The 12,154-nt window shown below is 41.7% G+C and carries 13 protein-coding genes and 1 pseudogene; 5 read left to right on the forward strand and 9 right to left on the reverse strand.

Annotated elements, in window-relative coordinates; translation table 11 throughout:
- Positions 1-1,351: 1,351 nt before the first annotated feature.
- Complete coding sequence (locus F6K49_RS29035) at positions 1,352-1,552, reverse strand: hypothetical protein (RefSeq protein WP_293028160.1); 201 nt, start codon at positions 1,550-1,552, stop codon at positions 1,352-1,354.
- A gap of 111 nt (positions 1,553-1,663) precedes the next feature.
- Between F6K49_RS29035 and F6K49_RS29040 the strand changes: the two genes are divergently transcribed.
- Entirely contained in the window at positions 1,664-2,983 is a 1,320-nt protein-coding gene (locus F6K49_RS29040; protein WP_293028162.1) for an FG-GAP-like repeat-containing protein, read from the forward strand.
- Positions 2,984-3,566: 583 nt separating this feature from the next.
- Here the strand turns inward: F6K49_RS29040 and F6K49_RS29045 are convergent.
- Both F6K49_RS29045 and F6K49_RS53665 read right to left on the reverse strand, forming a co-directional pair.
- Positions 3,567-3,740: pseudogene (locus F6K49_RS29045) on the reverse strand (FxLYD domain-containing protein); the annotation flags it as partial.
- A gap of 413 nt (positions 3,741-4,153) precedes the next feature.
- A complete protein-coding gene (locus tag F6K49_RS53665) occupies positions 4,154-4,399 on the reverse strand; it encodes a ferredoxin-thioredoxin reductase variable chain (RefSeq protein ID WP_364301172.1) in 246 nt (81 codons plus the stop codon).
- 51 nt (positions 4,400-4,450) lie between these two features.
- Between F6K49_RS53665 and F6K49_RS29050 the strand changes: the two genes are divergently transcribed.
- Positions 4,451-4,942 carry a thioesterase family protein gene (locus F6K49_RS29050; protein ID WP_293028164.1) on the forward strand — a complete coding sequence of 164 codons (492 nt, stop codon included), beginning with the start codon at positions 4,451-4,453 and terminating at the stop codon, positions 4,940-4,942.
- Between the two features lie 27 nt (positions 4,943-4,969).
- Here the strand turns inward: F6K49_RS29050 and F6K49_RS29055 are convergent, their stop codons facing one another.
- The 3 genes from F6K49_RS29055 to F6K49_RS29065 form a co-directional block, all read right to left on the reverse strand.
- Positions 4,970-6,646, reverse strand: coding sequence for a hypothetical protein (locus F6K49_RS29055; RefSeq protein WP_293102210.1), 1,677 nt, complete (start codon positions 6,644-6,646; stop codon positions 4,970-4,972).
- 158 nt (positions 6,647-6,804) lie between these two features.
- On the reverse strand, positions 6,805-7,452 hold the full coding sequence (msrA, locus tag F6K49_RS29060) for a peptide-methionine (S)-S-oxide reductase MsrA (protein WP_293028168.1): 648 nt from the start codon (positions 7,450-7,452) through the stop codon (positions 6,805-6,807).
- A 163-nt stretch (positions 7,453-7,615) separates the two neighbouring features.
- Positions 7,616-8,215, reverse strand: a complete 600-nt coding sequence (locus F6K49_RS29065; protein WP_293028170.1) for a thermonuclease family protein — start codon at positions 8,213-8,215, stop codon at positions 7,616-7,618.
- Positions 8,216-8,227: 12 nt separating this feature from the next.
- Here F6K49_RS29065 and F6K49_RS29070 point away from each other — a divergent pair, with 12 nt between their 5' ends.
- Both F6K49_RS29070 and F6K49_RS29075 read left to right on the forward strand, forming a co-directional pair.
- Entirely contained in the window at positions 8,228-8,461 is a 234-nt protein-coding gene (locus F6K49_RS29070) for a hypothetical protein (protein ID WP_293028172.1), read from the forward strand.
- An 85-nt stretch (positions 8,462-8,546) separates the two neighbouring features.
- The gene (locus F6K49_RS29075) at positions 8,547-9,284 is read left to right on the forward strand and encodes a pentapeptide repeat-containing protein (RefSeq protein ID WP_293102212.1); all 738 of its coding nucleotides are present in this window, start codon (positions 8,547-8,549) and stop codon (positions 9,282-9,284) included.
- A gap of 142 nt (positions 9,285-9,426) precedes the next feature.
- Here F6K49_RS29075 and F6K49_RS53670 read toward each other — a convergent pair whose 3' ends face one another.
- The 3 genes from F6K49_RS53670 to F6K49_RS29085 form a co-directional block, all read right to left on the reverse strand.
- The gene (locus F6K49_RS53670) at positions 9,427-9,960 is read right to left on the reverse strand and encodes a transporter substrate-binding domain-containing protein (protein ID WP_366514243.1); all 534 of its coding nucleotides are present in this window, start codon (positions 9,958-9,960) and stop codon (positions 9,427-9,429) included.
- Between the two features lie 36 nt (positions 9,961-9,996).
- Entirely contained in the window at positions 9,997-10,335 is a 339-nt protein-coding gene (locus F6K49_RS53675) for a hypothetical protein (protein ID WP_366514244.1), read from the reverse strand.
- A 66-nt stretch (positions 10,336-10,401) separates the two neighbouring features.
- Positions 10,402-11,736, reverse strand: a complete 1,335-nt coding sequence (locus tag F6K49_RS29085; RefSeq protein WP_293064536.1) for a transposase — start codon at positions 11,734-11,736, stop codon at positions 10,402-10,404.
- A gap of 103 nt (positions 11,737-11,839) precedes the next feature.
- Here F6K49_RS29085 and F6K49_RS53680 point away from each other — a divergent pair, with 103 nt between their 5' ends.
- A complete protein-coding gene (locus F6K49_RS53680; RefSeq protein ID WP_366514245.1) occupies positions 11,840-12,016 on the forward strand; it encodes a transposase in 177 nt (58 codons plus the stop codon).
- Positions 12,017-12,154: the final 138 nt, after the last annotated feature.

Here is a 12,154-nt window from a genome sequence, read left to right on the forward strand (position 1 = left end):
CCTATGACGCTAACAACGATGGTATTGATGATTTCTTCTTCCGTAATTCCATGACTGGAGACAATGGCATCTGGATGATCGAGAATAACTCAGTGAGTGATGATAATATTGTCGGGATCACTCCGGTCGAAGATACTAACTTCTCCTTCTACGTTTAGGATAGTCAGCAGCTAGCTTTACTGTTGTAATTAAAGTCAAGAAAAACCCACCCCTTGAGCGTAAGCAGAAGGGGTGGGCTGTTTGTTCACTTCAATCTGAGTCTAATATCTCCGAGTTTTAGGGCAAACGCATCTAATCGTCAGAAAAATTTTGATGATTCTTTGATTGAGCTGATTTCCATAGATGCTTTTTGGAGATTTCGTCAAGTCAAGACCTAGCTGGCTACATTTGAACATTATTTATTGTAAATTAGCTGAGGGGGTGACATGAGCCCTAAAAAGCTTAGTATATAAGGCTTTGATGCCAATGAGCTCAGGGAAGATACAGTCCCAAATTAACCCTCCTTTCATTTAATGGCAAGCTCAAACCCTTATAACATAGTCCAAGGTCGCGCCCAAAACAGAATGTATCTTTTAGGTGCGACCCGTGGCGAATTTAATTCGCCACGGGTCGCACCTCTGCATCGCTAAGTAACTTATGGGCTGAAATTATTACCCAGTAAGGATTTCAGCTTGCATGTCACCCCCCCAGGTAAATTAGTTAATTTTATTACTAATCTCAAATTTTGCACCACAGTAAATTGATTGGGGCAAAAACTTGTGTGCACACCTCAATGACTGAATGAAAGAGGGACTGAATGAAAAAGGTAATTCTTTAACCCGGATTTGGTATAACCCCTAACTGCTCTGAGGCAGGGGAAAATTACTCATTCATAATTCTTAGCTCACTGATGTTATATAATAATTAGTTTTTGCTTAGTACCAACTCAGTAAAAATTTAATAAATATTTATTAAATTTTAATTAAAATATCTAATTCCATAGTGACAATTACGGAATTTTATGGCATTTATACTAGTGGTAGGATTTTTTTTCAGTCAAAACGCCAAAAAAAAAATATGAAGCCTGGAACAAAACTAATTTTTTGACTAGGTCATCTCTTAGGGTTGGAATTTTATCAGGGTATCGTTAGCCAGTCAAAATCTAGAAAAGGCTTCAAAAAATTTATCCAGTTTCACTGGATAAATTTGAGCAGGGCATCTTTGAACTATTAAAGGGGGTGTTTTACCCTTATCGATATATCTAGAAATAGGTATCTAAAAACATGTATCTAGAAAGTTACTGTACCCTAGATACATCGATAAGCATGATTAAATTTTTCCCCAAAAGTTCACATATAAAGTGCACAGACTCTTATCTCATCTCATGGCAGGGACGTTGAGTAATTCCAGTGTCTTGATGCAGTCGCTCATGGGGGAAACCACGGCAGACCGCGAGTGGGGGAGACCCCCAAGACCGCACTGCCTCCCCAAGACCGTAATGGTGCGTTTGACCCGTAATTAAATTCGCCACGGGTCGCACCTCTGCATCGCTTTTGTAAGTGACACATCCCATAACTTAGTTAGTTGGGATGGAGTAATTAAAAATTTTTTGGTGCATCAGGACTGAAAAGAAAAGCCAACCAGTGTAAACACAGATAACTAACTTTTGGGAAAAAACTATCTTATGGTTCTGATTGAAGCAGAAGGCACTCGCGTTACGCGACAAAACTACGGCATAACCGGTTTCAACAATATTGATCTCGTTGCTTCAGGGGGTCGAGCCGTCGAGATCTCAAACTTTGATAACCCGCAAGGAGAACCCGGTGTGCTGACATTTACATGGACAGCACAGGATGGACCGGCTGGTAAGTATGATATTCGTATTGCCTACTTTGACGAAGAGGATGGGGAATCTCCACTGACATTTAGTGTTAATGGACAGGAAGTTGGTACATATGTTTTTAATCTAAACATACCTGCAAATACACCTGATCCAACAGCTGAGCCAAGGAATTATGTCCCTCTGAGGGGTGGCAATTCAAGCGGCACCCTAAGTGCTGAGGATAATCCAAATAAACCCCTTTTTCAAAACATAGACCTTGCTCCAGGGGATGAAATACAAATCTCGGTACTGGCAGATAGCAATAATCCTGAATTGAATTTCGAGCGAGGGCGAGTTGATGCCATTGAAATTACCCGAGCCCCCAGTGTGGATCTGTTCTGGCATAATCCTGTCAATGCACAAGTTGCTTTGTGGACTCTAAATGGCCAGGGCACTAGCGTTGAGACGACAGCGTTCATTACAGATCAAAGTGGTCAGGAGGTGTTGGTACCAGAGAACGCTGGATTTGAAGCCCGTGGTGTTATAGATTTAGGGGATGGTATCAGGAATCCTCTGTGGCGTAATAAGATGACTGGCGCTGTTGGGGTTTGGAACATGGAACGCTCCGAGTTCCAGGATGCAATAATTACTCAGGCACCAGCAGGTCAACCAGGATCAGACCTCAACTGGGAAATCCGTGGCACCGGAGATGTTAACCGTGATGGTGCAGAAGAAATTTTCTGGTACAACACATCCAGCGGAGAAATTGCTGTTTGGGAGATAGATCAAAACGGATTTCAGAATGCTACCTTTATTACGGATACCAATCTTAACAAGATAATAATATCACCTAATGATCCCTGGCAGTTAGTTGCGGCTGGAGACATGGATGACGATGGTGACGCAGATGCTATCTGGCAAAATATGAATACCCAACAGTTTGCCTACTGGGAGCTTGATGGTACTGTTTTCCAGGAGCCAGTGCTGATCGATGCCCGACCAGCAGACGGTCCTTGGGAATTCCGTGGTGCCTATGACGCTAACCGAGATGGTATTGATGATTTCTTCTTCCGTAATTCTGTCACTGGACAAAATGGCCTGTGGACGATCGAGAATGACTCACTTGGTCAGATTGTCGTTATCGATACGGTTCCAGATCTCAACTTCTCCTACTACGTCTAGGATAGTCAGCAGCTAGCTAATGGAACTTGCGTGTAAAAAAAATACCAATTAAAGTAGGGTGGGCAAAGTAATATAATTTAGAATAATCAAAAGAAACAAGCTGTTGTTGCCCACCCTACAAGCTAAAAACTGGTATTTTATTTTTTGGCTACTCTCTTACTATTGTAATTAAAGTCAAGAAAAACCCACCCCTTCTGCTTACGCTCAAGGGGTGGGTTGATTGTTCACTCAAATCTGAGTATAATATCTCCGACTGTTAATCACTTCGTAGTCAGGTAAATCGTTAATTGTTAGTTAATTGTTAGTTAATTTTTATAGCGGTTTGCGATTTTTTAAGTACATAGTTATGGGTTTTTCTGGAGCAGGGAACAGGGAGCAGGGAACAGGGAAAACAATCCTGTGTACCTGATAGTTATGCAAACCGCTATAGTTAATTGTTAGTTATTAATTTAAAACTTTCAATTTTCAATTTATTGATAACATTATTATGTGGGTTTCAGTGGTAATAATTCAGTTAAAGACCAAATACTTAGGTTCAGTTGCTCAGCAATTTGTGCCTCAAAAGCGTGAATTGATATCGAAATCATGGAGTCGGTTTACGATCCCAGTCAACGGATGTGGTTTTTAATTCCCGACCACCCCACATTTCCGTCTCGAAAGTAGCACTTTCTCCAGCACTGAGGTTAGGGGGATTGGTGTACATGGAGCTGGTGCCAATTACACTGCCGTCATCATCCAGAATTTCATAATTTACTCGGGTCGAGTAGACAGTGACTGATTACACCCAAAGATAGAACTACAGACGAGATCGCTACTTTACTACGAAACATGATCAGTCTCCTGGTTTGAACCTTGAAGTTTGTAATGTTAATACTGAGGTGTTTCGGTCATTGGCTGACTCGAATTCAACCTCTACTTACATTTCTGAAGCCCATCCAAGTTTTACGCAGTGGATTGTCTAATCTTTACAAAACTAAAAAAAAAGCTCTGGTCAGACTTGGCATAAAAAGCCGGAAAAGTGCCTAAAACGTAGGGTGCGTCAGTAATGCACCCTACTCGTAGCATCAGAAGAAACCATGGCGACCAATGAGCAGATACCCTGAATGGGACCGAGTGCGATCGCTTTCAGCAGGTGATCAGCTTGGTTAGCAAATCCTGACCAGGTTACTCCTAACCCTCCCAACACAGGGTTAATATCATGTCAGGTTGAATACCCATAATTAAGGAGAGGGTGGGACCCACCCCTAACCCCTCCCAGGAGGGGAATGTGGGGAGATTGGGAGATAGGGAGATAGGGAGATTTTTCTTAAGGGTAATTATCCCGACATGATATAAGGATAGGGTCTGATTACAATCAGTAGGATGATGGTAAACACTGATTGACTCTTTGACACGGACGCGATCGCCTACTTTGATCTGGCTATGGTTATAAAGTTAGTGAAATACCAGTAACGATTAAATTGATCCATGTCAGAAACACCCCAAACCTCAGCTCAAATAGAGCTGGGTAGTACCATGGAAAGCCATGAGCTAACCGCCACCACGGCAAAATGGTTTGACTATCCAGTGCGAGTCCATCCCCACCACACTGACTATGCTGGTATAGTCTGGCATGGTACCTACATTCGCTGGATGGAAGAAGCGAGGGTGGAGTACTTACGCTCGATGGGTATGGATTATAGTGATCTCGTCAGGCTAGGATGCGATTTACCAGTAGTAGAACTTTCTTTACGGTATCACCGGGCAATGCCAATGGGCACAGCAGTAGTTGTCAAGACAGGCATCGCCGAAATGAAAGGTGTCCGTATGAACTGGAATTATAAAATTCAATCCCATGATGGCAAAGAACTTTACGTAACCGGTCGTGTGATTCTAGTAGCCGTTGACCGAGAGCAGGGTAAGATTATGCGCAAGTTACCACCAGTGCTAAAGGATTTATTAGAGAAGCTTTCTAGTTGAGGCAATGGAACTGAGGTTATTTTATGGTTATTTAGCAATATCAGCATATTGCCACGCTTGTTGATATTGCTGTTGTATAGTTTCTGCTTCTGCTGTTTTTCCTTGTGCTTGCAAACTTTTTGCTAAACCATGTAATGACCAACCATTTTCGGGATAAATATCTAAATCATCACGAAAAGCTTGTTCTGCTTGCTCTGGCTGATTGCCTTGTAGCAGGATTGTGCCTAGCAAATTACGGGTAGGAGAATACCAATCTGGTGGTTCAGTATAAACCAGCTTATCTTCTAGAGCAATAGCATTTTTTAAGTGACTAGTTGCTGTCGTATAATCTTGCTCAATAGTAGCAATTGAACCGGTTAAGACTTCATCAGCAATTTTAAGAACACTAGCAGTAGAATTAAAACTCCAGATTTTCAATTCTTCTAAATCAGGATCAGCCATTAAAGCTTGTAATTTAGCTAATTCTTGATTAGCTTCTTCTTTCTTACCTTGAGACGTGAAAGCCATACCTCTAGCATAATGCCAAACACCCGTAGCATATTTCATATCAGTTGTTGGTGCAGGTGTTTCTAGGATTTTATCCCATTTTCCAAAGCGCACTTCTGTATAAAGTGGAACAACATAAAAATGTTGTATTATACCAGATAAACTTGGATTACCAATCAGACTTGAATCAACTGCTGCTGTTTGTTGTGCTGCTTCCATTGCTATTTCACTTTGTCCACTCATTACCGCTGCAAACCAGAGGAAATGGTAGTTATGAGGAACATAACCAATAGTATAAATACTTTGAGGATGGGGGGATGCCAGATAGTTACGATCCGCCATAACTGCTTTTTGATTAGCAATAACAGCATCTTGGTAACGTCCGACTCGAATATAGATGTGAGAGGGCATATGGACTAAATGTCCTGAAGCGGGAACGAGATTGCGGAGATTATCAGCAGCTTCTATGGCTAATTTGGGTTGTTCTTTCTCAGTGGCATGGATATAGAAGTGAGTAGCTCCCGGATGCTTAGGATTTCTTTCTAAAACTGATTCTAATGTTGCTAAAATTGGCTTGGCTTCTGGTTTGAGTTCCCCATTATCTTGCCAATAGTCCCAAGGCATGGTATCCATTAGGGATTCTGCGTATAGAGTTGCGACATCTAAATCATCAGGATAATCTTGAACAACCTGCTTCATTGCCTGAGCATAAGCTAGATCAAGGGAGGAACGATCTGCCATTGGTTGTTCCGAATAACGCTGTGCTAAAGCTTTAATATAAGCCTGTTCCTTTGGAGATGCCTTGTTACTTAGTGCGATCGCTTGTTGAATTGCTTGCCAAGCCTCTGATACTTGTTCATCTGCCATTGGTGCATTGATATTTGGTCCTTGAACATAAGCTAATCCCCAGTAGCACATGGCACAATTAGGATCTAGCCTACTTGCTTCTTTAAAAGCACGAGCAGCTTCAGCATGATTAAAAGCGTAGGCAAGAATTAAACCTTGATCAAAATACTTTTGAGCTAAGTCTGAGGTAGTGGAAATAGGGTAATGATAATTCCCAAGATTATCTATTAGTTCTACTCGTTCAATCTTTTCCTGGGCAGATGACGCTGAAACTGGAGGATTAAACAGGAAAGGGGATAGTAAATTAGGAATAATGATTAATCCTAAACCGACTATAAAACCTATAGTCAACGTTTTTAGCTTATGATTCATTTTGTTGTTCCTCATACAGTCCCCCATCCCTGTTGCATCAGTTAGCCTCAGAAAACTAAATTGCTGCATTTAGTCATTAGTCATTTGTCACCCACCAAAGTCTCTTGGTACTTACAAATGACCAATGACTAATTACTGTTAACCACAGCAGTGATGACTTATGAAATTGCAGGGCAATTCACATTTGTGCCACCTAAACCACAATACCCATTAGGATTTTTAGCCAGGTACTGCTGGTGATAGCCCTCTGCGTAATAAAACTCAGGAGCATCTATAATTTCTGTGGTAATATTACCATAACCGGCGACCTTCAGGGCTTGCTGAAAAGCGTTTTGTGAGGCTTCGGCTAGCTTCTTTTGGTCTTCAGAATAGGTATAAATTCCTGAACGGTACTGAGTACCAGTATCATTGCCTTGGCGCATGCCTTGGGTGGGATTGTGGCTTTCCCAGAAGACTTTCAAGAGTGCTTCGTAACTGATTACGTTTGGGTCAAATACCACCAGCACCACTTCATTGTGGCCGGTCATGCCTGTACAGACCTCTTGATAAGTAGGGTTAGGGGTAATTCCAGCAGCGTAACCTACTGCGGTAGTGAACACTCCCTCCTGTTGCCAGAATCGGCGTTCTGCTCCCCAAAAACATCCCATGCCAAACATCGCCATTTCCAATCCATCAGGGTAAGGGGGTTTGAGAGGATTGCCGTTGACGTAGTGACGCTCGGGTACTGGCATGAGTTCTGAGCGTCCCGGTAAGGCTTCCTCAGCAGTAGGCACAGTCAGCTTTTTCTTAAATCCGAAGAGTACCATTAGTTTTAAATTTTAGTTTTGATCAATGTCTGGACTTACTTAACATTTTGCAACATTTATGACCAAATTACTCCTTCGTTAGTGGTAACTACCAATAGACTGTTAAACAGCTATTGGCTAGCTACTAAGAACTAAAGACTCACAGGACTAAAAACTCTCCGACTCAGGAGGAGGAGGATTTAGTTTTTGCTAAACTACGATATTCCCAAGCTGGAACAAACTTAGGGTCTCGCCACAACCCTCGCCGATATCGTTTGGCATTGGCTTCAGCACTATCGACCATTTCCGCACTGGGGCAATCTTTCAGATAGGGGCGATATACCTGTGCTAGTCCTTCTTTAACTAGGACTTCCTGGACAAAGGTGCCATCGGTTAAGCGTACTTCACTGACGCTGCGCCCATAGCGGTCAGTATCAGTAACGGTCAAAACCACCTGATTATCGCTTTGTTTAACCAGTTCCTGAAGTCGCTCCTTGGCTTTATTTCCCCATTTGAATTGACTTTTGTCTACCAATTTGCGGCTTTGCTTCTCTTTTTTGGAATGGGCAATTTCTGGAGCGTCGATACAGGCAAACCGAACTTTGACATCCTTGCCAAACCTGTCAGCGACGAGAATGGTATCCCCGTCAGATACCCGTTTGACAGTGTAATTCCCGATTCCTAACTGATCTAGAAGGGCAGCACATCCAAATAGACTCAGGATTAGGACAGAGGCTACTATCCATTTGAAAATGTTTTGGATTAGTTGGCGAGTTGGATTCATGGTCAATTACTGTTGACGAGTGTACAATTTAGCTCAAAAACTCTACTTGTGTCCTATTCCCTGGTGCGACGTTCCGATCAATACTACTGTCACATCGAAATTACTGTATACTATTATATCAATCCGAAGTCAAACCTCAGAGAAATCCGTGTTACTCTGGATAACCTCTTCGCCATCTTGCGAGACTTCTCTATTTTTCCATACTTCCATTGGTTACATCCGTTAACCATCCGTTGCTCCAACTGACTACTATCACAACTCCGACAGGGATGGCTATAGATTTGACTCGGTATTAATTCATGGTCTCAAGATTCAATCCTAACTACTCAATATGACTATGGTGCTTAAAACGATAACTCTAGTTTCTTCAACTCTAGTTTCTTCTCTCTTATGTCTCGGTTGTCTAGGGTTGCCAGCTCAAGCCCAATCCAACACTTTTTCCAATTGCGATCTAGGCGAGGATTTAAGTGGTCGTGATTTGAGCTTTGGTAATTTTAGTAACTGTAATTGGAGAAGTATTAATTTAAGAGGTGCTAATTTATCAGGGGCTTATCTAAATAGTATTCTACTCAATCCTAAACTTCAATCTTACCAACGACGGGCGACCGAAGAAGTAAGTTCTGATCTGACCAATGCTAATCTCCAGGGAGCAGATTTAACTCTCGCTAATTTAGAACGAGCCATCCTGACAAATGCTAATTTAGTAGCTGCTCGTTTATTTGATGCTGACTTAACATCGGCTACATTGGAAAATGCTAAATTAGATAAGGTTTTTGCTCCTGTGGTTCTCTTATATGAGGCTAATTTAAAAGGAGCCACATTAAGTTTGGGGGATTTAACCGGTGCTAGCCTGGCTAGCTCTGATTTAAGTAATACCTATTTGTATAGAACCAAATTAAGCTATGCTGACTTACAAAATGCTAATCTAAGTGGGGCTAATTTAACGGAGGCTAACTTAATCGGTGCTAACTTAACGGGTGCTAATTTAACTGGGGCTAATTTGACTGGGGCTAATTTGTGTAATGCCACTATGCCGGATGGTACAGTATCTCAGCAAGGTTGTCCTTAATTTAGTCGTAAGGATTCAGTCCTCAGCTAATGCGCTACAAGCACGCTACTTGAGGTGCTATCAGCCAAAGATATTTGGCCACGCTACGCGAAGGCTGACCGCTGACCGCTGACGACTGAATGCTTAGCTAATGGCTTACATTTTACTTATCAATACAATACTCTAGATTTAATAAAACATAGGGAAACAAATTTGTAAACCATCCCCCCCAAATTTCTTTAGCTTTCTCCCCTTCAATAAAGGAGTTGACAATACGTTGCCATTGCGGATCATGCTTAGGGAGAATCATGCCATAGAAATCACAGGTCAGTGGCTGATATGGAGATAAGGTGTACTGGGATGAGGAGAGTCCTTGTCTGGCGACTTCTCCAATTAATAAAATGCCATCGCTGGCAAAGGCATCAATATCGCTATTGACTAATGCTTTGACTCCTTGAGACCTACCTATGTCTCCAGGAAAAACTATTTTTTGAGCATTAGGATAGGTTTGGTCAATAAATCTTTCTGTGAGGCTACTAGGAAGTACTCCAATTTTTAAACTGTCAAGGCTTTCGTAACGATTGAAGACTCTCGGTTGTTTAGAATCGACTAAAAAGTGTGTGCCAGTAATAAAAAATGGTGTTGAAAATTTTATTCCATCAATCTCACTCCTAATCGTATTAGGGCCACACTCCAAATGTACAGCTTCATCTCGGACAATAGCAAAGCGATTTTATAAGGTTGATTGAATGGCAACAACGTCTAGTTCTATGGGTTTATTGAGTTGTTGTGCAACTTTGTATTTTAAGGAATTGAGTAGGTCAAAGCAATACCCTTTCCACTCTCCGTTGGCATCAATGTAGCCGAAAGGAGCAGCATCTTTTCTAATACCAACTTTTATGGTGCCAGTTCGTTTAATTTGGTCTAAAACCGTTTCTGAAGGCTTCGGTATTGGCTCAATGGCAAGTTGTGGTATGATACTTTCGGGAGGTTCACTGCCAAAGGATTCATCTAGTTGTTCTGGAGTTAAAGATTTGACTAAATGTAACTCTAGAGAATTCTCAGAGAGCAATTTGGCATAGGTAACACTAAGGTAAGGTCGATATTGAACTCTCCCTGGTTTGAAAACACAGGGATTCTAAGCTGATTTCACTTCGCGGGTTAAAACCGCGCTCCGTGAAGTTGCTTCACGATACGATTTAGATAAAGAGTCTAATCTGTATCGTTGTGGCAGGTTCAAAACTGCTCTACAGACCTCGGCTAGGGGAAACCCTAGCTGTGTCTCTACTTTTCTGAGGATGTTACCAGCCCCATTGCAATCGGCGTTAATCAAATTACCTTTACTTGACAGATATTGTCCACGCTTTACTCTTTTTCCGCTTGCTGCCCACCCCTGCGCTTTGGCGCACGCTACGCGAACAGGTTTCGCGCCGAGCACAGGTAGGAAGTCACGATCTAAAAAACTAGCTTTGCTGGTGTAACTTTCCTCGGTCTCAACAAATTTAATACCGTACTCAATGCACAGTTGTTCTATCCTATTTTTTAATTTAGCAGTAGGGATTTGAACGAACTGCTGATTGTTCTTTTTGCCAATATTAATACGATCTTTATTACGCTTGTTCCAGCCAAACACGATTGTGCTGACTTGGTTTCTTTTGCACCAGTTCACAATGAATCTAGCGACTTTATTTACATTATCGCGCATTTGCCTGTTGCGCTTTTCAGTCAATGAGGCCAACCGATCATCCCAATAGCCCTGAGGTTTCCCTTTTTTGATCGCAGCTACACGCTTGTTGTACCACTGGTTTTGTGACTTAACTTTCCTGCCATCTACAATGAATGACTTCCCTATATTGGAAACGCAAGTCAACCAGTTATTGAGACCTGGATCAACACCTAAGACATTGTCGGTTGACAACACCGGATCGGGGCTTGGTCTTTCATATACAAATTCCAGATAAAAACAGCCATTTCTTGGGACAAATCGATACTCTTTGATTAATTGGAAGTCAATATTGGATGGCATGGGTAGCAGAAAATGGTCAATCCCGAACCAGATTTTGATTTGTTTCCCTAAGGTGAATTTTAGTTGACCTAGACAGCGTTTTACCCATCGAGCAGGATAGCTAACTACAGCTAGACCTCCCTTTTTGCGATACTTTGGGACTCTAGGCTTATTTGTTAACTGCCCTTTGTCGTACAGTTTCTTGAGGGCTTTGTAAGACTTGAAAGATTCAATAACTCCGTGTAACGTCTGTTGGGCGCAGGCAGACCTCATCGCTTTAAAGTGGACGTTGGTTTTCATTATTTTGTCCAGTTCCGCGTTTTTAAGGTATTTGCCGTTTTTGAACAACATTTGACGGCAATAATACAAGCCACAATTTGTTAGCTTATTAGCTTCCGAACAGATGAACTCTATAACTGCCTGATTTTCAACCGTCGTAGTTATTAAGTGCTGCTGGCATCCATACATCTTATTGTCACCTCATTGTTTATATTATATATTGAATATACAGCTACTGTCAACGGATATAACCAGTAAAAATCAATATATTTTCAGGACAAACCCTCACTCGTTGACATTACTAAATTACCACTTTGTCTGGTGTCCAAAAAGGAGAAAATCAGTACTAAACGGAAGCATAAAAATGAGATTGCAAGAAATTATTTTTGAACTCTGCAAAGATAATAATTGGAGACTTATCGCAAAGCGAGATAATGCCAGATCACGTCCACATGTTCTTGGAGGTTGACCCTACTTATGCAGGGTACAGCGGCGAAAAATTATGCCCCAGATAAGTTAGACTGTAAGGGAATCGAGGCTTTTAAAATTTTCAGCATATACCTCGTGTCCATGCTGGCTCGTTTGATTTTTTGACGAGTACTGCGTT

This window comes from Moorena sp. SIO3I6, assembly GCF_010672095.1.